Source organism: Paenibacillus peoriae KCTC 3763 (assembly GCF_000236805.1).
GTDB lineage: Bacteria > Bacillota > Bacilli > Paenibacillales > Paenibacillaceae > Paenibacillus > Paenibacillus peoriae.
Genome location: NZ_AGFX01000041.1, coordinates 19,299 through 44,414, shown reverse-complemented (window position 1 = coordinate 44,414; position 25,116 = coordinate 19,299). Strand labels below are relative to the sequence as shown.

Sequence of the window (25,116 nt, the reverse complement as noted above, 5' to 3'; positions counted from 1 at the left end):
AATTATGCTCCGTTCCTCATATAAAAGCTCCCTACTAAACAATACAGAAGCAAAAAGGCGACATGACAAATCTGCCATGCCGCCTTTAAGGTTTATTTGTTATTTCTTCATTTTGGACAATATCTTATATACGGTCTTTGGCGACAAATAGAACTTCTTTGCCAGTTGCTCAACAGGTGTACCATGTTGGTATTCTGCAAAAATGGTTGCATTACGTTCATCCAGCAAACGTCTGCTATTACTTAATTCGCCCCAGCTTTTTTTGTTTTCTTCTTTACGAGGAATGTAAAGATATTCACCGTCAATATGTTGTTGTATTGCCATAATTAAATCGTCTGGCAATACACAAATTGCATTTTTATAGCCCATTGTGCGCCTCCTATATAATCGGAAGATAGGATTACGCAAGGACTTTCCTCATATTTAAATTATGCGGCAGCCCTTGCTACGCACAATACCGATTCCAATGCACCTTTGGTAATAAGACAATGCTCCTTTCGTATTTATCTACTGTTCTTGTCTTTAGTATACTTCTTCACTCGTTTCATTTCACCCTTGCCGCTGAACATTCTGTTAATTTTTTGTTACTCTGTATAATTCACGGTGTTGATCGGTCACTTTTGGCAATAAACAGACCGTCATATATGGTCGCTTCCTGTTTTTGCTGATGCGATCTAATGTCCATCAAGCCTTTCTTTTCTCTATGCTCAAATTAACAAAAGAGGAAAGTGGATGAGTAAAAAAAATGAATAGTGGATGGTTACAAATGAATTCTTAAATGTTAATTTGTTCAAGTAAATAATTATAAATTATTACAAAAGGAGAGATTTATTGTGGGGAATTATCCTAAATATCGCGTCGCAGCTGTCCAGGCAGCACCTGTATTCTTGGATTTAGATGCAACAGTTGAAAAATCTTGTGAATTGATTGCTGAAGCAGCATCAAATGATGCAAAATTAGTTGCTTTTCCCGAAGCTTTTCTTCCTGGTTATCCTTGGTTTGCATTTATTGGTCATCCAGAATATACAAAAAAATTCTATAATGATCTCTATAAAAATGCAGTTGAAATTCCTAGCTTAGCCATTCAAAAAATAAGTGAAGCAGCTAAAAAACACGAAACTTACGTATGTATTTCTTGTAGTGAAAAAGATGGCGGATCTTTATATTTAACTCAATTATGGTTTAATCCCAAGGGGGATTTAATTGGAAAACATCGAAAGATGAGAGCGTCTGTTGCTGAAAGACTTATATGGGGAGATGGAAGTGGAAGCTTGATGCCAGTATTTAAGACAGAGCTTGGTAATTTGGGTGGACTGATGTGTTGGGAACACCAGGTTCCTTTAAATCTGCTGGCAATGAATTCACAAAATGAACAAGTACATGTAGCCTCCTGGCCAGGATACTTTGATGATGAAATCTCAAGTCGATATTATGCTATTTCAACTCAAACCTTTGTTTTAATGACGTCATCTATATATTCGGAAAAAATGAAGAGTATGATTTGTTTAACACCTGAACAAAAAGAATACTTCGATACATTTAAGAGTGGACATACTTGTATTTATGGACCTGATGGAGAACCAATTAGCGATATGATTCCTGCAGAAACAGAAGGGATTGCTTATGCTGATATAGATATCGAAAAAATAATTGATTATAAATATTACATCGATCCTGCTGGTCACTATTCTAACCAAAGCTTAAGCATGAATTTTAATCAAAATCCTACACCTGTTGTTCGTAAGTTTGGAGATAACGAGGCTAAGAAAATTACTTATGAAGAAATCAATCTACAGATTGGAAGTCGAAACTTTTCAGGTGAAAATGCCTCCTTTTGAATATTTATGAGTTTTTCTTATGGATTTTGCCACACTCTTAAGGCAAAGAAGAACACTTATCTAATAAGTGAGATGGCATGAAAGCTGAATATCAGTCTCTGTCAGATAATATTCAAGACGCTTCGGTTTCGCTTTCTAATTTGCCTACAGATGACTTGAAAACTATCACTAAAAAAGGAGATTTGACAAGGCTGGTTTCAGCCTTGTTTTTTTATTTGAATTGCTGAATCGACGATATCTTGCTGTAATGCGTGCCAGTTGTTTCATCGTAGTGAGGGCTGTTTATCGTAAACTAAAAATATCCCTCTTGATCGTCTTGGGTAAAACGAAAGCAGATAGAGAATCTGATACCTTTCGTAGCAATAAGACGAAGGGTAACAGGGGGAGGAGATGCTCAAGATAAGCCAGATCAGGACGATTAAAGAGTTTAAGGCAAGCAAACGGGATGGGGCCCGTAGCGATCGCCGAACGGCTGAGCAGCATGCGTAAGACGGCAAGCAAATACATGGCAGCAGAAGCATTTGAAGCGAAACCGAAAGAGCGCCAAGCCAAGCTTGGCAGCCGGGCGAAGCGCAAGTAGACTTTGATGAAGCCAACTTCGTTGATGCCAGCGGACAGAGGCGGATGTACAAGTTCTTGTGCGAGAGCTTCCCTTTCAGCAATGCAGGCTACGTACAGCTCTTTGGCGGCAAGACTGCCGAGTGCGTCGCATATGGTCTGCAGGACGTCTTCTACCGATTAGTGGATTGCCGACGCGACTGTCTTCGATAACTCCAGCGGCGTCGGAAGTTGCATCAGCGAAAACGTCTGAATAGCCGAAGGTTTCCCTCGCTTCAAAGCGCATTACGGTTTCCAGATCATCTTCTGCAATCCCTATTCCAGCCATGAGAAAGGCAACGTCGAAAACAAAGTCGGCTACATGCGCCGTAATCACGGTGGTTAGCGGTTGTTTTGTTTTACCATTTATAGTGATGAGTTTATGTTAGACAGCGACCGCAGCGCTTCAGCAAACCGGGATATTCCGGGCTCGATCTCATCGTTTTTGGCCCTGGCAAATGTAAATCGTATAAAGCTGGAATCCGAGCCGTAGACGCTTCCCGGCACGAACACAACCCCTCTTCGGATCGCTTCATCCAGCAGTTTGCCGTCGTTAACGTCTGGAAGCAGCTTGCACCACAGATGCAGTCCCCCGTGGGGAATGTCGTAGATGACCGAATCATGAAGCTCTTTTCGCAAGGTATTGATTAGCAGATCTCGTTTAAATTTCAGTTGTATGCGCAAACGTTCCAGATGTGGTTCGAAATGAGACGATTTTAAAAATTGCCCGGCGACCTGTTGCGGAATGACGCTTAGTCCGAAATCCATCTGCTGCCTGGCATCTGCCAGACGCTCCACAATGGAGCGCGGTGCGACCATCCAGCCGACACGCAGGCCGGACGCGGCGATTTTGGAAAACGAGCCGATGTACAGGATGGAGCCAACTGTATCCAACGATTTTAGCGGCGCGGGCGGATTTCCCTCATAAGCGGTTAAACTGAAAGGATCGTCCTCTACGATCGGCAAAGCCAATTCACTGGCTACCTCCAGCAGCTGTTTGCGACGCTCATCGGCGAGTACAGTCCCCGTTGGGTTTTGATAATTCGGATTGAGAAACACCATTTTGATGCGATGTTTTTTATACAGGGTGCGAATGTCATCGGGACGGATACCGTGCTGATCAACAGGAAGTCGGAACAGCCGAAGTCCGGCAGATTGAAATACCGGCAGCGAGTAGCAGTAGGAAGGGTCTTCGATCGCCACGGCGTCTCCCGGCGACAACAGGCATTGTGTAATCAAATACAGTGATTGCTGCGATCCGGACGTGATCAGGATGGACGATTCGCTCGTCTGAATAGACCGATATCTTTTTAAATAGGAAACAAGGGTTTCTCTGAGTGGAACGTACCCTTGCGGATTGTCGTAACCCAAATAAGACGTATAGTGATGCGTGCTCATCAGACTTGCGATTTCATCCATGGGTGCAAGATCTGCCGCCAGTTCGCCGCTAGCGAAATCGATCCGCGAAGGCTGATCTATCAGTGCTTCCCGGATTTTACGCATAAAAGGCGGATTGGGTAAAAAACTGCCTCCTTCGGCATATCGTTTCCAATTTGGTGTATGCTTGGGCGTAGCTCCCCACTTGGTTGTGCTTACACGTGTTCCGCTACCTGTTCGGCTTTCGATGATGCCAAACGAACGCAGTTCGGCAAAGGCTTGAATGATAGTGCTACGGTTCACCCCTAGTTGCTCTGCCAATTTGCGTTCAGACAGCAGCAGGCTGCCCGGAGGAAACTCGCCGTATGAGATTCGCTGCTCCAGATAGTCGGCAATCTGTTTATATAATGGTTTATTGCTTTGACGATCAGGCTTCCACATATCTCTCACCTTCTTTAAATGTAAGACTAGCCTTAATGTGATTTTTATCATACCATCGATGATCCAAAATAAAAGTGACCATTTCAACTTAACCTTGACAATTATTTATCTATTTGTTGAACATGGATGGTTCGGTTCTTGAATAATTGGATGGTTAGGTTTGTATTGGATGGTTATTTTCAATACTTTTTCTATTATCATAGTGGTCAAGTAGGAATTTAACGGGGGGAGTTTGGTTAATGACAACCATTAATGATGATAAAGTATCTAAAATTGAGATAAAGTTAGGGGCTGTTACCTTTTATAAAAAATACTTTACTGATCGTTCTAAAAAATGATATGCTTAGACCAAGTTAGATCTAACCGCTCTTTTATCATTAAAATAGAATGATCATTCTTCAATTATCAAAATAATATTTCTTAAAAGGGAGAATCGTATGAAGTATACAGTTATTACAGGATCAAGTTCAGGAATAGGTTATGAGACAGCATTGGCGTTTGCGGCTCGGGGCAAAAACCTGATTATTGTAGCTAGAAGATTGGACAAATTAGAAGAGCTTAAATCAAAAATTCAGGAAATAAATTCTGATTTAAATGTTGTTATTCTTACAAGTGACCTGTCAGTTACTGATCAGGCCTATACCCTGTATAACAATTTAAAGGAATATCAAATCGAGACATGGATTAATAATGCAGGGCTTGGAGAAGGCTCCTTTGTTGCTGATCAGAAACTGGAAAAAGTAGAAACCATGCTACGTGTTAACATAGAATCCTTGACCATCCTTTCTACACTTTATGTGCGAGATTATGCTGATGTAGAAGGTACTCAGTTAATTAACGTATCATCAGCACTTGGATATGTCATTGCTGTTGGCAGTGTTGCATATTCTGCATCTAAATATTATGTTAGTGCCTTTACAGAAGGGCTTGCCAAAGAACTCGAACAGAAAGGAGCGAAAATAAAGGCGAAAATTCTAGCACCGGCCATAACGGAAACGGAATTTTTAAACAAATCAATAGATGTGAAAGATTTTGATTACAAAGCCCACATGCCCAAGTACCATACTGCCAAGCAAATGGCGGGCTTCATGGTGGAACTTTATGATAGCAACGAAGTGGTAGGAATTGTAGACCAGAACTATGATTTCAATTTGAGAGGGCCAATCTATCCGATCCTTGAAGGGCTGTGAAATTTATTCGATTGATGGGTAACATCATTTGAAAAGGGGAATCGGGCTGGATGATCACTGGAATATTTTTTCATTGATATCGATAGTGGCTTGCTGATCTGGTACCCGAAAGTTGACAATTGAACTGTTTTTTAATTCACTTAAATGTATAATGAATGCATGAGGTGATAAAAATGGCAAGATATAAAGAATTTGAAGTTAATGAAGTATTAGATAAAGCAATACAACTCTTTTGGGAGCAAGGGTACGAGAAAACTTCGATGCAAGAACTGGTTGACTTTATGGGAATTCACAGAAGAAGCATCTATGATACTTTTGGGGATAAGCATTCCTTATTTATGAAGGCACTTGAACGGTACGGGGCTATTCAAAACAAAAAAATGAGATTATTGGTTGAGAAGCAAGAACCGGTTAAGGAATTAATTCGACAATTTTTCGAGTCCTCGCTAGAGAGAAAAGGAGACCCCCAAGGGTGTTTCATCGTTAATTCGGGTGTGGAACTGGGATTATTAGATCCAGAAGTTTCTTCCTTCGTTGAAGATAGCTATTCAAAAACGGAGAAGTTGTTATATAATCTCATCCTTTTTGGTCAACAAACAGGTGAAATCAAAGCTCATCTTGACTCTGAAGTTCTTTCTCATTACTTCATGAATGTTTGGTTAGGATTACGTACGATGGTCAAGACAGCAACTAATCAAGGGAAGTTATCGGGTATTATTAATACATCACTGAGCATTTTAGACTGAAAAGGAAAAAATATGGATCCTAAAGCCGCTGATCTGAATAGCGAAGATCAGTGACACATTACTAGAATGTTCGTTCTTTTATAATTGAGTTTCACCTTTCACTACAACTATATCATGTAACTGGAACCAAAAGTTTAATGAGCGTTCATTATTTTTGTTCATAATCTGTTGTAACTAAAAACAATAAAAGGAGCACATAAAAATGAATATTTCTGAACAAGTCGCCTTTGTCACCGGTGCAAACCGAGGTCTTGGTCGCCATCTTGCGCTTGAACTTCTATCCAGAGGGGCTAAGGTTTATGCTGGTGCAAGAAATCCGGATTCCGTTGACATTCCTGGTGTAATACCTGTAAAACTTGATATTACCAACCCTCAAGAGGTAACTGCAGCTGCCCTGGCAGCTAAGGATGTTACGCTTCTGATCAATAATGCAGGCACGTCTACAGGCGCTTCTTTGCTTGACGGAGATCTCGATAAAATACATTTGGAGTTTAATACACACGTCTTTGGCACATTATCCATGGTTCGTGCTTTCGCGCCTATTCTTGCAAAGAATGGCGGGGGATCAATTCTGAATATTCTTTCCGTATTATCTTGGGTTAGTACGGGAAATGAAGGCGCGTATACGGCTGCTAAGGCAGCGGAGTGGGGACTGACAAACGCACTGCGCTTAAATCTGTATCCTCAAAATGTGAGAGTAGCTAGCTTGCATGTGGGATTTATGGACACAGACATGACGGCAGGCATTGAAGCTCCCAAGTCCAATCCTGCGAATATTGCAAAAATTGCTATTGATGGTTTAGAGTCCGATAGCTTTGAAATTATCGCCGACGACGTGAGCCGCACTGTCCAAAGCGGTCTCGCTGGCGGTGTTGCTGCGCTATACCCACAGCTAACCTAATACGTTAAGGCGCGATTTCAGGTCCGTGTAGGCTAACCTCCCATGGAGGTTTGACTCCTCTCGACCGCATCAACTTAGCAATGAAAGAGCTCTTGAATTTCCTTCTGTGGAGATTCAGGAGCTTTTTTACGTAATTGGAGTGACAACCGTTAATAAGAAACAAGCTGGCACAATTATGACGAAGATCACGAATATTTAAAGGCAAAGCCGTCTTCAGAAAATTCTGGAGGGCTTTTTTTATTTTTTTATTTTTTATCAGCGATGAGCTAGAGGCAATTTGTGAAGAAAAGCAGGGCGAAATGAAGAGAAAAATGGGAAAACTCAACGATTGGCCTCGTCTTTTCACGTGTTGATTAGAAATTTCATTTTTAACAGCAAATTCAATTTATGATCATGATTTTCAGAAAAATAAAGAAATTAACAGAAAACATTAGAATGGCCTGTTTATGTTGGAGTATATAGCTTTATACATATCTTTATAGAAAAATATGTATTTTTTTGAACATTGAGCAAAATTCGTATTGGAACTATGATAAGACTGTTTCTTATTTCCAATAAAAGAAAGAAGGCGATCGAACCGGTCACACTCACCGTCTTAGGCACCATGATATGCCCGCATGCAAATGTATCTTGCAATCGCTACGTTTCGTAAGTTAAGAGCGGAAATTACGAATTGAAGTGCAGTCATGGATGTATTGTGTCTTGAACACAGCGAAAGGAATGTGAGTTTTTATGAGAAAAGTAGCTTTAGTAAGCCCGTTGAGAACAGCGGTCGGCTCTTTTAACAAAACCCTTGCGCCCCTAAGCGCTCCTGAACTGGGAGCAATTGTGATGACAGCATGCCTTCAGCAAAGTAAACTAGAGCCTTCTTTGATTGATCAAATTTATTTGGGAAATGTTCTTCAAGCCGGTAATGGACAAAATCCTGCCAGACAGGCGGCCCTAAAATCAGGTATTCCCATCGGTGTACCAGAAACAACGATAAACACGGTCTGCGGTTCTGGACTGCATGCCGTCGCTTTAGCCTACAATTCAATATTGGCGGAACAAGGAAACATCGTCTTGGCCGGCGGCATGGAGAGCATGTCGAACGCCCCTTATCTGCTAAAGAAGGCAAGAAACGGCTACAAGCTTGGCAACGGTGAATTGGTAGACTCCTTGGTGGCCGACGGCCTGACGTGCCCGATCAACAATTACCATATGGGAATTACCGCAGAAAATGTTGCCGAGAAATATGGAATTTCAAGACTTGAGCAGGATGAATTTGCTTATGAAAGCCAGATCAAGGCTGCAGAAGCAAAAAACAAGAAGGTTTTTGAAGAGCAGATTGTTCCGGTCATGATTAAAACCAAAAAAGAAACGATTTATTTCACAGAGGACGAACACATAAGAGGAAATACAACGAAAGAAAAACTTGCTACTTTAAAAACTGCGTTTAAGGAGAACGGAACGGTTACCGCCGGAAATTCTTCGGGAATCAATGATGGCGCGGCGGCTATGCTTGTAGTGTCGGAAGACAAATGTAAGGAACATGCGTTAAAGCCGTTAGCATATATCAAGGGTTATTCACTTGTTGGCGTTGACCCTGCATATATGGGAATGGGACCGGTGGAAGCCATTTCGTCACTTCTTAAGCAACAGGGAATGTCCATCAATGACATTGATCTTTTTGAAATTAATGAAGCGTTCGCCGCACAAGCAGTAGCGGTAATGAAAGAGCTTGGGGTCAATCCGGAGAAGGTGAATGTCAATGGCGGCGCAATCGCGATCGGGCATCCTGTCGGTGCAAGCGGTGCTAGGGTTTTGGTTACGTTGGTTCATGAAATGGCGCGAAGATCCTCACGTTATGGCATAGCCTCGTTATGCATCGGAACGGGAATGGGAATAGCGATGCTGGTTGAAAATGCACTCATTTAAAGTACGTGAGCAACGGATGACTTTTTGGACTACCTCTTACAAGGAAGGGAGATCGCTATGAATCAAAAAGATGTACTTTCACTCCAATCCATGCCGGCGGCCAGCGCCAGTTATGGACGCCCGCCATGCCGCTTCATCAACCGGGAATTTTTTATAGTTACCTATGAATCCGATCCCGCGGCGATTAGACAGGCGGTCCCCGAGCCTCTTCAGCCGGATGGAAGCAATACTGTTTCCTATGAATGGATCAAGATGCCCGATTCATCCGGATTAGGAAGCTATGAGGAAAGCGGGATTGTCATTCCATGTACTTTTCATGGAGAACCCTGTAATTTTGTGGCCCAAATGTATTTGGATAACGCGCCTGCTATTCTTGGGGGGCGTGAAATTTGGGGATTTCCGAAAAAATGGGCGAAGCCCCATCTGAGCGTTGAGGAAACGGAGACACTGACGGGTACGTTGCTTTATAATAACGTCCTGGTGGCCATGGGAACGATGCCTTTCAAATATAACATTCTGGATGAGAAGGAAACGGCTAAATCCATCGCAAAAACGCAGGTTAATTTAAAATTGATTCCTGATGTTGATGGTAGCCCCAAAATTGCTCAGTTAGTGGCGTATAATCTCGAAAACATTACTGTAAAAGGAGCCTGGTCAGGGCCTGCTAGATTAAGCCTGATTCCCCATGTCAATGCTCCTGTAGCAGATTTGCCGGTTAAATCTTATATTGGCGGAAAACATTTTATTGCCGATTTAACGCTTCCATATGGGAGAGTCCTCTACGATTATCTCCAATAAAGCTTGCTTTGCTAAAAATATATATATATAAGGAGAAGGAACCATGAATAACAAAGTAATCTCCGCTGAAGAAGCAGTTACGAAGGTCAAAGACGGAGACACAGTGATGGTCGGAGGTTTTCTGGCAGGAGGCTTTCCGGAGGACCTGGTGCGTGCGCTCGTCGACACAAATTCCGCAAGCAATCTTACGGTTATATCCAATGACACAGGCACACCGGAATTGTCTATCTATAAACTTGTAAAAAGCGGCAGAGTAAAGCGGATTTTTGCATCCTATATTGGCTCCAATCCGGAAACGGGAAGGCTCCTTATGACGAAAGAAGCGGAGGTCCAGCTCTTTCCGCAAGGCACGCTCGCGGAAAAAATACGCGCAGGAGGAGCCGGTTTGGGCGGTGTTTTAACACCTGTAGGCGTAGGCACCATTGTAGAGGAAGGAAAAAAGAAAATAGAAATTGACGAAAGGGAATATTTGCTCGAACTGCCGCTCAAAGCGGATGTGGCGATAATCAGAGCTCATAAGGCTGATGAAGCGGGGAATCTGGTCATCAACGGTTCTTCACGCAACTTCAATTTGGTTATGGCTACAGCGGCAGAGTATGTAGTTGCTCAGACAGACGAATACGTAAAGTCGGGGGAAATTGACCCCAATCATATTAACGTTCCCGGAATATTTGTCGATGCGATTGTAAAGGTGGGTGAATATAATGAATAACAGAGAATTAATTGCTCGAAGAATAGCCCAGGAATTCAAAAGTGGCGAAGTTGTCAACCTTGGTGTTGGAATGCCTACAATGGTGGTTGACTATATCCCCGATAACGTTAATATTATGCTGCAGGCAGAGAACGGAATCGTCGGCGTTGGTCCCAAAGCGGCTCCCGGAAAAGAAAGACTCGATTGTATCGATTCAGGCGGGAACTACGTTACAACCGTGGAAGGAGCAAGCTTTTTTGACAGTGCGCTTTCATTTTCCATCATCCGCGGAGGGCATGTGGATATCACCGTTTTGGGCGCCCTGGAGGTCGATGCGAAAGGCAACCTTGCAAGCTGGATGATTCCGGGGAAAAAGGTGCCGGGCATGGGAGGAGCCATGGATTTGGTGGTCGGAGCCAAGAGAGTGATTGTAGCCATGGAGCATGTAAACAAAAATGGGGCGCCGAAAATACTGGAACAATGCAAGCTGCCCCTGACCGCTGTAAATGTTGTAAAGACCATCGTAACCGAAAAGGCTGTCATCGATGTTATTCCAGGTAGAGGCCTGGTGCTGAAGGAAATTGCTCCGGGTTTGTCGGTGGAAGATGTTCAAATGGCAACAGAGGCTGAGCTGATCGTTTCACCACATCTGAAGGCCATTGCCGTGTGAAGGTCATAGGAACGAAAAAAGCCTTTAAGGGGAAATGGGGACTGAAATAACGAAGAAGCTACAGAGCCATGTAGGCTAATCCCACGTGAAGGTTCGAGTCCGCTCGGGCCGCACCATACTTACGATTTTACAAGCTCTTGAATTTCCTAAATGGAGATTCAAGAGCTTTTTTTTGTGGAGTTTTGGCCGAGGCTTGCTTCGTTCCACGACACAGGCAGTCAGCATAGACGACCTCCGTAATGCAACCCAGGTAAGAAAAGTCCACCTATCCCAACTATCCGCTACCGTTTTGGAAAGGGTTATCTGCTATATTTTAAAAAGAAAGCGGTGCCAGAATACTGACGAAAGAAGGAAATGCGATGAATGATGAATTGCAGCATGGGCCAGGTTCCAACAATGCAAGGCTGGAGGAAGTCCTTGACGACAGAAAATTTTTTGGGCATCCAAGGGGTGTGGGAGCCCTGGCGGCGGGTAATTTTTTTAATTCGTTCGCTTGGGGAGCCCTGTACGCGATTTTAATTTTTTACCTCTATTCTCCCTTTATGAAGGGATTGGAATTTACACAAGGACAGGCCGCGTCTATGGTGACGGCAATGGGCGCATGTAATTCAATCTTCACTATTTTGGGAAGCTGGCTGGCGGACCGGGTATTGGGAATGCGTAAAGCCTTGATCATAGGGAACATCATAAAAGGGACGGCTTTCGGACTCCTGGCCATTCCGGCCTTTTCCCTCACCCAAGGAAGAATCTTTGCATTCATCGCATTGTTTTTGATGTCGCTTCCAATTATGGGAGCGAGCAATGCTTCTCTGACCGGTCAACTGTACCGTAAAAGCGATAATGGAAGACGTGATGCCGCTTTTACAATTCATACCATTGCCAACAATATAGCCGGTCTTGTTGCTCCGGTGTTGGTCGGTCAAATTGGCATGCAAAACTACCATATCGGCTTTCTGATCGCTGCCGTGGCCGCTTTTCTCTATGGTGCCGTTATCTTTTTCACCCAACACAAGTTTTTTGGGCCCCTGGGAGAAAAGCCAATTAAGCCCCTTGAGGAAGGGAAGTTCGGTAAAATATTTGTCCGGTTTGTGCTGGTCCTGATTGTTGTAATCGGCACCATTGTAGCATTGGTCCTGGTACAAGTGATTTCTTTTCAGGGAGTCCTGAATATTATTACTTCGGCGACCTTTATTATTCCGATTGTTTTCCTGACCAATCTGCTGAGTAAAAAAGATTTAACAGCTCTGGATCGAAGAAGAATGAAGCCTTTCCTCAAATTGTTCTCGGCACAAATCGTGATGGCGCTCTGCGGGGTTATGTTGACCTCGACGGTGGCCATTTTTATAGACCAGAAAATTAACCGCAATATTTTGGGATTTGAGGTCGCTCCAGGATCGGTAGGGACCATCTACACCGTCTTAGGTTTGGTGCTGGCACCTGTTTTTGTGTGGCTTTGGACAAAGACGCGCGCAACGTATATTCGTACAACGTACAAATACGGCTTGGGCATCCTTTTCTCTGCCCTGGGCTATGGCTTATTAACCATTCCCATTGTTCTGTTTAAGGACCAGGCGCCGTACAGCTTGCTGTGGATGGTATTCTACTACCTGTTCCTTACCTTTTCGGATAATTTGGTCTGGCCGATCGGTTCATCTTTGGTGGCTAAATTGTCGCCTGAAGCTTACGATACCCAGATGCAGACCGCCTGGGGGCAAGCCGGTACGATCGGGAACGGCATTGCTTTAATTTTGTTCAGCTTCTATCAAACGGCCGATCAGCAAGTGAATTTATTCCCTATTATGACGGGACTTTTGCTTGTTACGGCCCTGCTTATCTTTGGCTTCTCCAAAAATATCGAGAAGGACATGGTATAAAATACAAAGTGCTGACAGAGCCATTTGTCAGCACTTTTTTGAAAGGGAGCGAATGGGTGTGCCAATCGTCTATCATGAAAAGTCTAGGCAGTTTCATTTATTCAATAATGAGATCAGTTATATTTTTGGCATCATGCCCAATCATCAGCCGGGACACTTATATTATGGAAAGAAAATCCACGACAGGGAGGACTTTTCGCACCTTCTGGAACTGGGCTTCCGCGACATGTCCCCCTGCGTGTTCGAGGGGAATGCCAAGTTTTCGCTTGAACAGGTCAAACAAGAGCTTTCCGTATACGGGGCCGGGGATCTGAGACATTGTGGACTGGATATTCTCCAGGAAGATGGCAGCCATACCGCTTGTTTTGAGTACATGAATCATGAGATTCTCCCCGGCAAACCATTGCTTGAAGAATTGCCTGCAACTTATGTGGAGACTGACGGGGAAGCACAAACGTTACGTGTTTTTTTGATGGATAAATGGTTGGGGTGTCAAGTGGAATTGCAGTATACCTTATACAGCGATTTGCCTGTATTGACCAGAAGCATAAAGTTAAGCAATTCAGGAGAGCAGAAAATACGGCTTGATTCCGCGATGAGCATGAATCTGGATCTTCCGGACAAAGATTATGAAATGATTGAACTAACCGGAGCGTGGGGAAGGGAGCGGCATGTTCAAACACACACGCTGCATCAGGGCGTCCAGAGCATCTATAGTTTGCGCGGACATAGTAGTCATAATTATAATCCGTTCATCGGCTTGAAAAGGAAGGGAACAACGGAGTTTTTCGGGGAAGTGCTCGGATTTAGCCTGATCTATAGCGGCAACTTTTTGGCTCAAGTGGAGGTGGATACTTACGATGTAACGCGTGTGATGATGGGGATTCACCCGCATGGATTCAGTTGGAGCTTGCTGCCGGGAGAAAGCTTTCAGACTCCCGAAGTCGTGATGGTTTATGCGGATAAAGGGTTGAATCAAATGAGCCAGACCTTTCATGAACTTTATCGAACACGATTAGTGAGAGGAACTTGGAGAGACAGAACGCGCCCTATTTTAATCAATAACTGGGAAGCCACTTACATGAAGTTTAATGATGAGAAAATATTGGGGATTGCGCGGTCGGCCGCCGAGTTGGGCATTGAGTTATTTGTGCTGGATGATGGATGGTTCGGTGAGCGAAATACGGATACGACTTCATTGGGCGACTGGTATCCCAACAAGGATAAATTGCCTGACGGGATTTCCGGTCTTGCCCGTAAAATAACGGATTTAGGTCTGAAATTCGGACTTTGGTTTGAACCGGAGATGATTAGCAAGGAAAGCGAGCTTTATCGGAACCACAGCGATTGGACGTTGTCTGTTCCTTATCGTTCCATGAGCCCGGGGCGCAATCAATACGTATTGGACTTGACGAAGGCCGAAGTCATTGATTTTTTGGATGAAGCTATGAGTAAAATACTGGCCGAGTCGGACATCTCCTACGTAAAATGGGATATGAACCGCTCCATGTCGGAAGTGTTCTCCGCAGGTAGAGAAAGCGATTTTCAAGGAAAAGTGTATCATCAATACATTTTAGGATTGTATGAACTGTACGAACGACTGACCCGTAAGTTTCCGGAAGTGTTATTTGAATCTTGTGCCAGCGGAGGAGGCAGGTTTGATCCAGGCATGCTGTATTTCTGTCCGCAAGGCTGGATCTCAGATGATACGGATGCGATTGAGCGATTGAAAATCCAGTACGGCACATCTTTGGTATATCCAATTAGCAGTATGGGATCTCATGTTTCAGCGGTCCCTAACCATCAAACCAACCGCAGCACTTCGCTTGTCACACGAGGAGATGTGGCTTACTTCGGAACCTTCGGATATGAGCTGGATTTAAACCTGCTATCCGATGCGGAAAAAGCAACGATCAGAGAACAGATCGACTTTATGAAAGAGAACCGGGAGCTATTACATCAGGGGATCTTCTATCGACTGGTTAGTCCATTTGAAGGAAATGCAACAGCGTGGATGATACTGGAAAAAAATAAAAATCGCGCCATTGTGGGGTATTATCGTACACTTACCGAAGTCAATGTAGGGTATAAGCGGTTGAAACTAGCCGGGCTGGATGCGGATAAAAAGTACCGTGTTGCCCATGCTGACGAACATTACTGCTATGGAGACGAATTGATGGAAATCGGTATCTTGCTGAACGACAGCACTTCCGGAGACTATCTATCCAAAGTTCCAAAGGGAGATTTTCTGTCCAGATTATTTATTCTGGAAGCTGAATAAAAGCAGACGAACATTAAGAACCCAAACCATCAGGTTTGGGTTCTTAATGTTTATCGGTAATAGTTAGCTATCAATCATTGTCTGTTAAAGTGCTTGCGATAAAAAGTTTTTCGATACTGTGTGGGGGTGACGGTCTCATATTTTTTAAACAGGCGCATGAAATATTTGGAATCATCGTACCCGACTTCTGAAGCGATTTCGATAATGCTCAGATCTGTCTCGGTTAACAGTTCTTTAGCGTGCTTCAATCTGAATTTAATAATCTGTTCCGAAATTCCGATGCCTGTGTTTTCCTTATAAATTCGGGATAAATAGTTTTTGTTATATTTAAAATGATTCGCAATGTGTTCGAGTGTGATATTCTCAAAGGCATGAATTCTGATCCAGTCCTGAATCGGTTGCAGCTGGTTTCCGTTAAAATTTTTTTGGATCAGATAATTCATAATTTCGGAGGTCAATTCGTATAAGAGGCAGGATAAATAAGCATTTAAGTAATTTTTATGTTGCTTTTCCTCGTATAAATCGAGTAGTTGATTAAACATAATATGGAAGCGCCTGGAGTCTACTTTGTTGGTGTAAAGGGGCAAAATAATCAACTGGTCGAGATCGTTTTCGCTAATTTCCTGGATGACCTCCGCTTCTGTTTTGAGTTTTAAACAAGCTGCCGAAAAATGAAGCCAGTGAAATTTCATACGGCCCTGGTAAACTTTAAGTCCCCGGTGAAGCGTGTGAGGGGGGACAACAAGAATCTCACCCGATTCAATAGCATAGGGAACCTGATTGCTTTCAATGTACAGGGTCGAATCCACGGGGCTGATGATTTCATAACTGTCGATGATTCTTTCTTTGTGGATCCAGGGCTGATCTGTAATAAAAGTGCCAGCGGACAAGAAGGTGGCCTGCTCCAAATACTCTTTATTAACGAAGTACATCATAAGACCCTCCAATTCGCATCTGCCATATAGTAAATATAATCCACCTAATCTTTTTTTCAACTACTTACTTTAAAAATGTTTTCTTGTAACATGAATGGTGTGAAAGCGATTTTAAAAGTTGGGTTAGGAGGAAAACCGATGTCAAATAAACGGAATGATCTGGAAATCGTTCAAGGAGATATTGAGGTTTTGCACCTGGGAAATTTGAAGACGGTTGAGTTCGATATTCATTTGCCGACTGAAGGCAAAAATGGTTCTAAAATTACTTGGATGTCGAAAGATGATCGCTGGATTGACGGCTCGGGGAAAGTACACCAGCCCGAGTACGGGAAGGGAGATCGGGTGGTTCCGATTACCGCTACCTTTCAGTATGGAGAGGCGAGCCTTCAAAAGATTTTTGAAGTTAAGATTTTGGAAGAGAAAAATAAAATCCAGGTCGAAAAAGTCTCCCCCGTCGTTATCAAGCAGGAAGTGAACAAGGAATTTCACTTGCCTTCCGCGGTCTCCATTCGAACCGTAAGCGGAGATGTCCTGGCCCATTCCGTGACATGGCACGGGGGGAAACATCGTTGTTTTTCGGAAGTCGGGGAGCAAAAAGCTGCCGGCCATCTGACGGATACGCTTTATGAGGTAGAGGCTGTTATCTTCATTGAGAGCAGGATTGAAAAAAAGAACAATAAAGCACTTCGACTACATGACATTTCAACACAAAAAGTACATCTGGAAGGTCCTTCTTTGTTAAAAACCGCGCAGAATCGGAGACTGCAATTTTTATTGACAGTCAATGATGATCAAATGCTATACAATTTTAGAAAGGCCGCCGGTCTGGATACGTTAAACGCACCGGCCATGATCGGGTGGGACTCGGATGACAGCTTGCTGAAAGGGCATACCACCGGCCATTATCTCTCCGCTCTGGCTTTATGCTATGCATCCACCGGGAATGAACGGATTCGCCAGAAATTGGCTTACCTGATCGATGAGTTAAACAAAGTGCAGCTAGCCTTCGAGGCGGATGATCGTTACCACTACGGATTTCTTAGCGCCTATTCCGAAGAGCAGTTCGATTTGTTGGAAGTGTATACACGATACCCGGAGATTTGGGCTCCCTATTATACGTTGCACAAAATATTTGCCGGCTTGCTGGATAGTTATCATATAGCGGGAATAGAACTGGCGCTGGTTATTGCCGACAAAGTAGGGGACTGGATTTACAATCGGTTAAGCGTACTGCCACAAGAACAATTGAAAAAAATGTGGGGTCTGTATATTGCCGGCGAATATGGCGGCATCAATGAATCGCTAGCTGAACTCTACACTTACACGCAAAAGGAACATCATATTGCTGCTGCAAAGTTGTTCGATAATGATCGTTTGTTCTTTCCGATGGAACAACATGTTGATGCTTTGGGCGGAATGCATGCCAACCAGCATATTCCACAAATCGTAGGCGCATTCAAGATTTTCGAGGCTACCGGGGAACAAAAATATTATGATATCGCAAAGTTTTTCTGGGAATCTGTTGTGAACGCGCATATCTACTCCATCGGAGGAACCGGCGAAGGGGAAATGTTTAAGCAGCCATACCAAATAGGTGCGCATCTTACGGAACATACGGCTGAAACCTGTGCTTCATACAATATGCTGAAACTGACCAAGCAGCTATATGTGTATGAGAACGATGTAAAGTACATGGATTACTACGAAAGAACCATGATAAACCATATTCTTTCTTCGACGGATCATGAATGCCTGGGTGCCAGCACGTACTTTATGCCGACTAGTTCAGGCGGACAAAAAGGATATGATGAGGAAAACTCCTGCTGTCACGGGACAGGATTAGAAAACCACTTCAAGTATGCCGAGGCGATTTTCTTTGAGGATGCCGATTCCTTATATGTCAACCTGTTCGTTCCATCGGCATTGAATGATGAAGCTAAGGGATTGCAGGTTGTACAATCCGTACCGGAAATTTTCAACGGTGAAGTCGAAATTCACATTGAAACATTGACGAGAACGAATTTAAGAGTTCGCATTCCCTACTGGCACCAAGGAGAAGTCACGGCCTTCGTAAATCATACAAAAGTGAATACTGTAGAGGAGAACGGTTATCTTGTTCTTTCGCAAAAGTGGAACAAAGGAGATCAAGTGACCATGAAGTTTACACCTCGGCTGCGTCTGGAGCGTACACCGGATAAAGCCGACATCGCATCTCTGGCCTTTGGCCCCTACATTTTAGCCGCTGTCTCGGACCAAAAAGATTATTTTGAACTGCCCTTGAATGAGGGGAATCTCCCGGAAAAGTTTGAGCGGGTGGTCAATTCAAATCGTTTTATCTTCAAGGATCTGAATCTCGAATTTGCCCCACTAGCTGAATTGAACCATGAACACTATCATTTATATATAAAGACCAAATAATTAGACCAGAAGGGGGAGAAATTAATAAATCTCTCCTTTCTTCGTAATGATAACGGAGGCTAGGGATGATGAAGCGAATCGAACGTTTATTGAAGAAAATGGCGCAGGAAAAGCTGCCGGCCATGTACGTAAGCAATCCGAAGAATGTCCGTTATCTGTGCGGGTTTACAGGGGAGGATTCATCTTTGCTCCTTACTGAAGGTGCTGTTTTTTTCATTACTGACAGCCGCTATGTGGAGCAGGCCCGCGAAGAGTTAAGTGATCTGATTCAGATGGTATGCTGGAATCAATCTTTGATGGCCGAAGCAGCAGAAATCATCCGTACGCATCATATTCAAGAGATTGGATTTGAAGGATTCTCTTTAAGCTACAGCGACGGAGAACTTTTCAAATCGTTGGTCCAAATCAAGACCAGAATAGCGGATGGTTGGGTAGAGGAATTCAGAGCGGTTAAAGACGATGATGAAATCTGCAAAACGATTGAGGCCGTAAAAATAGTTGATCGGACGTTTATGCATATTTTAAATTTTATACGCCCGGGAATTTCCGAGAAGCAGGTGGCAACGGAAATGGAACATTTCATGAAGCGTATCGGGTCCGAGAGAACCCCCTTCGAAACCATCGTTGTATCGGGCATCCGGTCTGCTTATCCTCACGGAGTAGCCAGCGAGAAAATCATCGAACTGGGAGATATGGTGACCCTGGATTTTGGTGCCACCTTCCAGGGATATTCTTCAGACATGACCAGAACGATCGCGGTTGGCAAGCCTGATTCACGCCTGAGTGAAATTTATGATTTGGTTTTGGAGGCGGAGCTGGCGGGTGTGAACGCTATTTGTCACGGGATGACAAGCAAAGAGTTGGATTCAATTATCCGTAGTCCATTTGTAAGGGAAAATATGAATGACCGATTTAATCATGGTGCTGGCCACAGCATTGGACTGGATAACCATGAAGCGCCTTATATCAGTTATCGGTCCGATGACGAATTTGTGAAGAATATGATTATGACGGTTGAACCGGGCTTATACTTACCAGGCCTTGGGGGAGTTCGGATTGAGGATGATGTTTTGGTCGGAATAGAGAAGAGCCAGGTGTTGACAGGATCTCCGAAAAAGGATCTGATCGAATTGCCGTTTTATGAATAATTCTTGATGAGTAGCTAATTGAGAAAAAATAATTGTATATTATTAGTTATGATAAGCAGCATTCTACGCAATTATAGACGAAAATCAGATAAAGCAATGGAAAGGTTGGAAAGAAGATGGAAAAAGCTACTTTTGCAGGTGGATGCTTTTGGTGCATGGTGACTCCGTTTGAGGAGCTGCCTGGCATTCATGGCATTGTCTCAGGCTATACTGGAGGAACAATTCCCGATCCGACCTATGAACAGGTTAAAACAGGAACTACAGGTCACTACGAAGTGGTGCAGATTACGTTTGATCCTGAGCTGTTCCCGTATGAAAAGCTGCTGGAATTGTATTGGCCGCAAACAGATCCTACGGATGGGGAAGGTCAATTTCAGGATCGGGGTACACAGTATAAACCTGCTATTTTTTATCATACAGAGCAGCAACGGAAGCTTGCGCAACAGTCAAAGCAACAACTGGCACAAAGTGGACGTTTTGATAAGCCAATCGTAACCGAAATTCTTCCGGCTTCGGTATTTTATCCGGCCGAGGAGTATCATCAGGGTTACCATAAGAAAAATGTAAAGCACTATAAGGAAGATCGCGCCCAATCAGGTCGTGATGAATTTATCAACAAGAACTGGTAAACGATTTTAAATATACGCTTTTACGATGTCGAGGCAGGTCGGGATGGATTCTTTGATCTGCCTTATACATAATTAGACGAGGTTACTCACACAATGAAGGGACAGAGAAGGAGGCTGACCCGCAATGAGTAAACGACGGAAGCTGAGCACGAGAAATATCATTAAAAAAGCGATACAGGCATTTCGTGATCGAAACCAGCGAACGTATGCGCATGTTTGTCACCCAAGCTCTAAAATACGAAGAACCGCTGTGTTTTGTATTTCGGTCTGTTTGATGTTCATGGTGTGCGGGACTGCTTGGAGCATGGGAACTGATATTGCAAAAGCAACAGACAAGCAGGAACGGGAGAAAAAAATGGTTGCCATCATTATCGATGACATGGGGAACAACATGAAAGGGACAGAGCAGATTTTACAATTACCCGTTAAAATCACAGTGGCTGTGATGCCCTTTCTGCCTACAACCCAACAGGATGCCATCGAAGCACATAAGCGCGGTCACGATGTCATCGTTCATCTTCCCATGGAGCCCAAGCAGGGAAAGCCGGAATGGCTTGGACCGGGAGCGATCAGGGCCAATATGACGGATGACGAAGTACGCGCCAAGGTGACAGCAGCCATTAAGGATGTCCCTTATGCGATAGGGATGAATAACCACATGGGTTCCAAAGTCACCTCAGACAAGCGTATTATGTCCATTGTTCTTGATGTTTGCAAGGAGCATGGGCTATTTTTTGTCGATAGCCGTACCAATTATTGGTCTGTGGTACCTGAACTTGCCGCTGAAAAGGGAATGCCACCCGTGCGCAATGATATTTTTCTGGACGATACTCATACGCTTACCCATGTGAATCGGCAAATTACAAAGGTAATGGAATGGCTGGACAAGCATGACACCTGCGTAACGATTGGACATGTTGGTGTAGCTGGTAGGTATACGTCCTCGGCCCTTCAATCCTCGGTTCCTACGCTAAAAGATCATGCCAAGTTTGTGGGCATTAGCGATCTGGTGCGTTCTGTATGGGGATGGAAGGGGAATCCAGCGGCCAACACTACCATACCGTCAGATGTGCAATAACGCCTTCGGCTATAGCCTCAGCAATGTTTTTCTGTCCGCGATCCGCTGAAAGCATGGCTCTGTCTTGTGCATTACTGATAAATCCCGTCTCCACAATTACTGCGGGATGCTGGATTTTATTCAGAAGATAAAAGGGTTTTCCGTAAATGGTTTCCCTGTTCATGCAGAATAAGCGGTTTAATGAATGCTGAATTCGCTCAGCTAACAGATAACTGCCGCCTTCATCCTGATATAACACAATCGGTCCCCGTTTTTCGGAGCGCTTGTTCCAATTAACATGGAGGCTTACAACCAAGGAGGTAGGCAACTGCTCGGTGAGGCTTTTGCGCTGGGCAAGGTCTTTTTGATGTCTCGATTTGGATGGAAGCCAGCGGTTATCGTCACTTAGTGCGTAATCCTTATCCCGATTCAGGACAGCAGGATAGCCCTGCGAGCGCAAAATCAGGTATAGTTTTTGACCGATGGCAAGGTTGATGTCTTTTTCCAAAAGTTTTTTGTGACTTGTTCCGCCATCCACACCGCCATGGCCGACATCAATCAGGATAACAGGCTTGGCAAACGCATGATAGGGTGAATTTTCGCTGGATTGACCATCTGTTTTTTTGTTCAGTTCAGTGCTTTTTTCACCGGGCTGAGAAGCTGCATCCACAAAGGGCGCAAATACAGAACTGCAAAGGATGCATAGACTTACCCCAAGTCCTGTCAGCCATATCTTGTTCAATTTTTTATTTTGCACGTTCTATTCCTCCAGTAGATGGATTGATTGCAGCATAGCTGCCTCCAAATAAATCATTAGCTTTCGGGTACAGATGATGCTGAAGATAGTATGTTCCATTTAAAGGGAAACCATGCATCGCTAATTTCCGTAGGGATTAGACTTTTTGAAAAATGAGCAAGCTAGGTTTATCTGCACCTAACGCGTAATCTGATATTTCCAAGTAGCTCGAATGGAAATGTAAAGGAGCAGATTGAAGGGGGTTGTGGAGGATGGCGAAGAGTGACGAGTTGGTTACCTATATTACGGAGCGGATTGTTCGGTATATCGAAACGCCGCGTGATGTGCGACGCAGCCAAAAACGGGCCAAAGAGCCGTGGATGAACAAATGGTTTGGCATGCTGCCGCTCGCTTTTAAAATGTGGATAAAATCCGCACGCAGAAGACGAAGGGAGCGACATTGAACCTGCGAAAGAGACCACAATGGGCATAGGGTATGCCGTTTGAGGTCTCTTTTTATGTTGCAGAGATTATTTCGGATGAGTTCGTCATCGTAATAGCTAAGAGTCCAAACGATAAAATTCGCCGGCTGACAGCAACTGCTTTAGTGGTACAAAACGGGAGAGGTCATTGTGCTGGGTTAGCGCATATAAAATTGGACGTGACGGATCATCTGGGGATATCCAGGATTGATACCCGTTAATGGATAAGGGACCGCCAAAAGCAAAGTTGATGCCTGTAGCAGAAAATATAATACGTGGTGATGTACGTAGCGTGTCTATCCATTGGTCTGCGTTATGGATGGAAAGCTTTTGCTTGGATTGAAGCCAGCCAAGATCGTCATAGGGGTTAAAAGGATCAGCCGAGAAAACAACAGCTTGTGCCTGTGTTTGCAAAAAGTTGACAGTTGAAGGGGGGGTGTGATTGGGGAGCTTATGTTTCCAGCTCCCATCGGCTACTTCTACCGGCAACGGATCACCGGTTACGGCATCAATACATAATTCGCTGCCTATAGAGGAACGTACCAGCCAGTAGGCTAATAGAGGTTCCTCATACATAGGCGTGATTTGCAGCTTGTCGCTAGATGAAAATTCGGTCTCTGCGAGAGACTTAAGGGATTGGCGAAGCACATCCATACTGTATGGCCCGCCTGGACCGTTCCCGTATTCGTTAAGTTGATAAGCGCCATTTGTGTCTGTTCCGATAATCAGGTAGCCAATGGATTCTCCCGCACGGTTCACTTGAACAAGCCAACTGCGGGTTCCAGGTCCGAGTGGATGGTAGCTAAGCTCGGCATCTTTCCACTGCGCAAAAGAAGGCTGCGACGATAGGGATTGTATCGTGTCGTCCGCAGTCCGTTTTACGTCCGAAGGCACACCTTGCTCTTGAGCAGGGGAACCAGCAGAAGCGTCACCCGAGGGAAGGGAAGGGCTGATTGACCCTGTTCCAGTCCGCTTCTGGACCGGACTTGTAGATTCCGCTGGGGAAACGCCAGAGCTTGCCTGGTAAAAGATGTCTGAGCTTACATGGTTGCTCTCAGTGGCTGAGGGAGCCGCATGGATAGAAGCGAACGGACAGATTGCGGACAGGCCGATTAGAACAACTGCGATCATGCCCACGCTATAGTGCCCGGAATTATTTTTCTTCAAATGAAATCCACCTTTCTGCCGGCCTGCTTGGCTGGCGGAGGCATTCTTTTTTATCTAGCATACAGCTTGTCCGGTGAAAAGACTGCTGCACCTTGTCGGCGCAAAGCTTCTGACCGTGTTCGCTTTTTGCTGTCGATAAATAGGGGCAGGCTCAGCAAAGCTTGTCGTTCTCATAGCGGAAACCGTTCCAGTCTGAAGCACGATGTTACAAGCTGACGATACTTCTGCAACCAGCCTGCGAAGGAACGAGAGATATCGGTTACCGCAGGTGAAATATGCCGCAATTAATGGCGGATACGAGTACCTTGGGTTCATATTGCCATACCATTTCTTTACGACGGGCTTGATGCTGCTCCATGATGGCTTCTTTTTTGTCCACTTCTTCTTTATCTTGATCTTTATGCTCCTTGGTCAGATCTTCGTAGTAGTGGTCAATGACTTCCAATTCCTCCCGCAATCGTTCCTTTGCTTGCTCTGCCCAGCTATAATCCTGCTGCCGGAGCTGATCGGTGAGGTAGCTTTCAAGTGAGTTGGAAGCCTCGGGGACAGTTAGCTTGGCAGGCTGCACATGCATATTGCCTGCCAACAACGGGCTTAGTTGACGGGCTTCGAGCATATCGCCAAAGTCGGACATGATGGTGCCGCTCTTGAGTGAAATGCCTAGCCAATGAAGTTCCTCTCGCTTCAAATCACAGGCAAATTCAACCTTATAGCAGACGCCGAGCCAGGCTTCGTAGACTACGGGAGAACGGGCAGTCAGCTGACGGGCATCAGGCTGCTCAAACAAATAAACATATTCTCCCCCGTCCCGTGCCGCTTCAAAAATTTGATGCAAACGACGGCTTCCATAATGAAGCTCCTCTTGCAAAATACGTCCAGGCCCGAGCTGCGGCAACGTCGGAACATGGCCAAAGTAGCGGCCCATTACCTGATCCTGAGCGGGATTGCCTGCTGCTGGAGCTGGCGGTGCCTGATTGGACAAGCGTTCCTGTTCCGTCCGGTAGGCTTCTCCATCAAAGATGAACGTGAAGGACATCGTCTGTGCTGGAACGCCGGTACGCTCTACGTACCCCCAATAGTAGGGTCGGTTGGTTAAGGCTTTATCCGCTTCGATAGAAAGCTTGACGGTTACATGATTGGGCGATCTCTCGATGACGCTGCATCCGGTAGCTTCCAGATACGTTAGGACAAAACGCTGAACTTGCTGCGAACTCATGCTCACC

Annotated in this window: 22 protein-coding genes; 16 read left to right on the top strand and 6 right to left on the bottom strand. The window is 44.4% G+C overall.

The features are described from left to right. Positions 1–99 precede the first annotated feature (99 nt). Positions 100–369, bottom strand: a complete 270-nt coding sequence (locus KQI_RS0121250) for a CD3324 family protein (protein ID WP_010348886.1) — start codon at positions 367–369, stop codon at positions 100–102. A 464-nt stretch (positions 370–833) separates the two neighbouring features. On the opposite strand from KQI_RS0121250, the gene KQI_RS0121245 reads away from it, so the two are divergent. Both KQI_RS0121245 and KQI_RS29555 read left to right on the top strand, forming a co-directional pair. Then, positions 834–1,838, top strand: coding sequence for a carbon-nitrogen hydrolase family protein (locus KQI_RS0121245; protein WP_010348885.1), 1,005 nt, complete (start codon positions 834–836; stop codon positions 1,836–1,838). A gap of 445 nt (positions 1,839–2,283) precedes the next feature. Then, the gene (locus KQI_RS29555; protein WP_277813532.1) at positions 2,284–2,418 is read left to right on the top strand and encodes a hypothetical protein; all 135 of its coding nucleotides are present in this window, start codon (positions 2,284–2,286) and stop codon (positions 2,416–2,418) included. 383 nt (positions 2,419–2,801) lie between these two features. On the opposite strand, the gene pdxR is transcribed toward KQI_RS29555, so the two are convergent. Beyond that, positions 2,802–4,253 (bottom strand): MocR-like pyridoxine biosynthesis transcription factor PdxR, encoded by a 1,452-nt coding sequence (pdxR, locus tag KQI_RS0121235; RefSeq protein ID WP_010348883.1) that lies wholly within the window; start codon positions 4,251–4,253, stop codon positions 2,802–2,804. Positions 4,254–4,690: 437 nt separating this feature from the next. On the opposite strand from pdxR, the gene KQI_RS0121225 reads away from it, so the two are divergent. From KQI_RS0121225 to KQI_RS0121185, 9 genes are all read left to right on the top strand, one after another. Then, the gene (locus tag KQI_RS0121225; RefSeq protein ID WP_010348881.1) at positions 4,691–5,443 is read left to right on the top strand and encodes an SDR family NAD(P)-dependent oxidoreductase; all 753 of its coding nucleotides are present in this window, start codon (positions 4,691–4,693) and stop codon (positions 5,441–5,443) included. Between the two features lie 173 nt (positions 5,444–5,616). Then, positions 5,617–6,189, top strand: coding sequence for a TetR/AcrR family transcriptional regulator (locus KQI_RS0121220; RefSeq protein WP_010348880.1), 573 nt, complete (start codon positions 5,617–5,619; stop codon positions 6,187–6,189). Between the two features lie 202 nt (positions 6,190–6,391). Further along, positions 6,392–7,090, top strand: a complete 699-nt coding sequence (locus KQI_RS0121215) for an SDR family oxidoreductase (RefSeq protein WP_010348879.1) — start codon at positions 6,392–6,394, stop codon at positions 7,088–7,090. A 732-nt stretch (positions 7,091–7,822) separates the two neighbouring features. Next, on the top strand, positions 7,823–9,007 hold the full coding sequence (locus KQI_RS0121210; RefSeq protein ID WP_010348878.1) for an acetyl-CoA C-acetyltransferase: 1,185 nt from the start codon (positions 7,823–7,825) through the stop codon (positions 9,005–9,007). A gap of 57 nt (positions 9,008–9,064) precedes the next feature. After that, positions 9,065–9,805, top strand: a complete 741-nt coding sequence (locus KQI_RS0121205) for an acetoacetate decarboxylase (protein WP_010348877.1) — start codon at positions 9,065–9,067, stop codon at positions 9,803–9,805. 43 nt (positions 9,806–9,848) lie between these two features. Next, positions 9,849–10,517, top strand: a complete 669-nt coding sequence (locus tag KQI_RS0121200; protein WP_010348876.1) for a CoA transferase subunit A — start codon at positions 9,849–9,851, stop codon at positions 10,515–10,517. Next, on the top strand, positions 10,510–11,166 hold the full coding sequence (locus KQI_RS0121195; protein WP_010348875.1) for a 3-oxoacid CoA-transferase subunit B: 657 nt from the start codon (positions 10,510–10,512) through the stop codon (positions 11,164–11,166). Before KQI_RS0121200 ends, KQI_RS0121195 begins: the two co-directional genes overlap by 8 nt. Positions 11,167–11,525: 359 nt before the next feature. After that, entirely contained in the window at positions 11,526–13,040 is a 1,515-nt protein-coding gene (locus KQI_RS0121190; RefSeq protein WP_010348874.1) for a peptide MFS transporter, read from the top strand. A 52-nt stretch (positions 13,041–13,092) separates the two neighbouring features. Further along, the gene (locus KQI_RS0121185; RefSeq protein ID WP_010348873.1) at positions 13,093–15,321 is read left to right on the top strand and encodes an alpha-galactosidase; all 2,229 of its coding nucleotides are present in this window, start codon (positions 13,093–13,095) and stop codon (positions 15,319–15,321) included. Between the two features lie 74 nt (positions 15,322–15,395). Here KQI_RS0121185 and KQI_RS0121180 read toward each other — a convergent pair whose 3' ends face one another. Then, complete coding sequence (locus KQI_RS0121180) at positions 15,396–16,256, bottom strand: helix-turn-helix transcriptional regulator (protein WP_241763988.1); 861 nt, start codon at positions 16,254–16,256, stop codon at positions 15,396–15,398. A gap of 138 nt (positions 16,257–16,394) precedes the next feature. On the opposite strand from KQI_RS0121180, the gene KQI_RS0121175 reads away from it, so the two are divergent. From KQI_RS0121175 to KQI_RS0121160, 4 genes are all read left to right on the top strand, one after another. Further along, positions 16,395–18,674 (top strand): beta-L-arabinofuranosidase domain-containing protein, encoded by a 2,280-nt coding sequence (locus KQI_RS0121175; protein ID WP_010348871.1) that lies wholly within the window; start codon positions 16,395–16,397, stop codon positions 18,672–18,674. 68 nt (positions 18,675–18,742) lie between these two features. Then, entirely contained in the window at positions 18,743–19,822 is a 1,080-nt protein-coding gene (locus tag KQI_RS0121170) for a M24 family metallopeptidase (protein WP_010348870.1), read from the top strand. A 116-nt stretch (positions 19,823–19,938) separates the two neighbouring features. Next, on the top strand, positions 19,939–20,451 hold the full coding sequence (gene msrA, locus KQI_RS0121165) for a peptide-methionine (S)-S-oxide reductase MsrA (protein ID WP_010348868.1): 513 nt from the start codon (positions 19,939–19,941) through the stop codon (positions 20,449–20,451). 124 nt (positions 20,452–20,575) lie between these two features. Next, positions 20,576–21,529 carry a divergent polysaccharide deacetylase family protein gene (locus KQI_RS0121160; RefSeq protein ID WP_010348866.1) on the top strand — a complete coding sequence of 318 codons (954 nt, stop codon included), beginning with the start codon at positions 20,576–20,578 and terminating at the stop codon, positions 21,527–21,529. Here KQI_RS0121160 and KQI_RS0121155 read toward each other — a convergent pair. After that, positions 21,504–22,265: an N-acetylmuramoyl-L-alanine amidase gene (locus KQI_RS0121155; RefSeq protein ID WP_010348865.1), complete on the bottom strand. Its 762-nt coding sequence runs from the start codon at positions 22,263–22,265 to the stop codon at positions 21,504–21,506. The genes KQI_RS0121160 and KQI_RS0121155 overlap by 26 nt on opposite strands. A 251-nt stretch (positions 22,266–22,516) precedes the next feature. On the opposite strand from KQI_RS0121155, the gene KQI_RS0121150 reads away from it, so the two are divergent. Continuing rightward, complete coding sequence (locus KQI_RS0121150; protein WP_010348864.1) at positions 22,517–22,708, top strand: YqzE family protein; 192 nt, start codon at positions 22,517–22,519, stop codon at positions 22,706–22,708. A 96-nt stretch (positions 22,709–22,804) separates the two neighbouring features. Here the strand turns inward: KQI_RS0121150 and KQI_RS0121145 are convergent, their stop codons facing one another. After that, positions 22,805–23,893, bottom strand: a complete 1,089-nt coding sequence (locus KQI_RS0121145) for a hypothetical protein (protein WP_010348863.1) — start codon at positions 23,891–23,893, stop codon at positions 22,805–22,807. A gap of 259 nt (positions 23,894–24,152) precedes the next feature. Further along, the gene (locus KQI_RS0121140; RefSeq protein ID WP_010348860.1) at positions 24,153–25,115 is read right to left on the bottom strand and encodes a YqhG family protein; all 963 of its coding nucleotides are present in this window, start codon (positions 25,113–25,115) and stop codon (positions 24,153–24,155) included. Between the last annotated feature and the right edge of the window lies 1 nt (position 25,116).

Excerpts from the sequence above, each read along its gene's own strand:
- KQI_RS29555 (WP_277813532.1), top strand. The coding sequence starts at position 2,284 with ATGGGGCCCGTAGCGATCGCCGAACGGCTGAGCAGCATGCGTAAGACG.
- KQI_RS0121190 (WP_010348874.1), top strand. The coding sequence starts at position 11,526 with ATGAATGATGAATTGCAGCATGGGCCAGGTTCCAACAATGCAAGGCTG.
- KQI_RS0121250 (WP_010348886.1), bottom strand. The coding sequence starts at position 369 with ATGGGCTATAAAAATGCAATTTGTGTATTGCCAGACGATTTAATTATG.
- msrA (WP_010348868.1), top strand. The coding sequence starts at position 19,939 with ATGGAAAAAGCTACTTTTGCAGGTGGATGCTTTTGGTGCATGGTGACT.
- KQI_RS0121150 (WP_010348864.1), top strand. The coding sequence starts at position 22,517 with ATGGCGAAGAGTGACGAGTTGGTTACCTATATTACGGAGCGGATTGTT.
- KQI_RS0121180 (WP_241763988.1), bottom strand. The coding sequence starts at position 16,256 with ATGATGTACTTCGTTAATAAAGAGTATTTGGAGCAGGCCACCTTCTTG.
- KQI_RS0121220 (WP_010348880.1), top strand. The coding sequence starts at position 5,617 with ATGGCAAGATATAAAGAATTTGAAGTTAATGAAGTATTAGATAAAGCA.
- KQI_RS0121160 (WP_010348866.1), top strand. The coding sequence starts at position 20,576 with ATGAGTAAACGACGGAAGCTGAGCACGAGAAATATCATTAAAAAAGCG.
- KQI_RS0121225 (WP_010348881.1), top strand. The coding sequence starts at position 4,691 with ATGAAGTATACAGTTATTACAGGATCAAGTTCAGGAATAGGTTATGAG.
- KQI_RS0121185 (WP_010348873.1), top strand. The coding sequence starts at position 13,093 with ATGGGTGTGCCAATCGTCTATCATGAAAAGTCTAGGCAGTTTCATTTA.
- KQI_RS0121195 (WP_010348875.1), top strand. The coding sequence starts at position 10,510 with ATGAATAACAGAGAATTAATTGCTCGAAGAATAGCCCAGGAATTCAAA.
- pdxR (WP_010348883.1), bottom strand. The coding sequence starts at position 4,253 with ATGTGGAAGCCTGATCGTCAAAGCAATAAACCATTATATAAACAGATT.
- KQI_RS0121175 (WP_010348871.1), top strand. The coding sequence starts at position 16,395 with ATGTCAAATAAACGGAATGATCTGGAAATCGTTCAAGGAGATATTGAG.
- KQI_RS0121200 (WP_010348876.1), top strand. The coding sequence starts at position 9,849 with ATGAATAACAAAGTAATCTCCGCTGAAGAAGCAGTTACGAAGGTCAAA.
- KQI_RS0121170 (WP_010348870.1), top strand. The coding sequence starts at position 18,743 with ATGAAGCGAATCGAACGTTTATTGAAGAAAATGGCGCAGGAAAAGCTG.
- KQI_RS0121215 (WP_010348879.1), top strand. The coding sequence starts at position 6,392 with ATGAATATTTCTGAACAAGTCGCCTTTGTCACCGGTGCAAACCGAGGT.
- KQI_RS0121205 (WP_010348877.1), top strand. The coding sequence starts at position 9,065 with ATGAATCAAAAAGATGTACTTTCACTCCAATCCATGCCGGCGGCCAGC.
- KQI_RS0121210 (WP_010348878.1), top strand. The coding sequence starts at position 7,823 with ATGAGAAAAGTAGCTTTAGTAAGCCCGTTGAGAACAGCGGTCGGCTCT.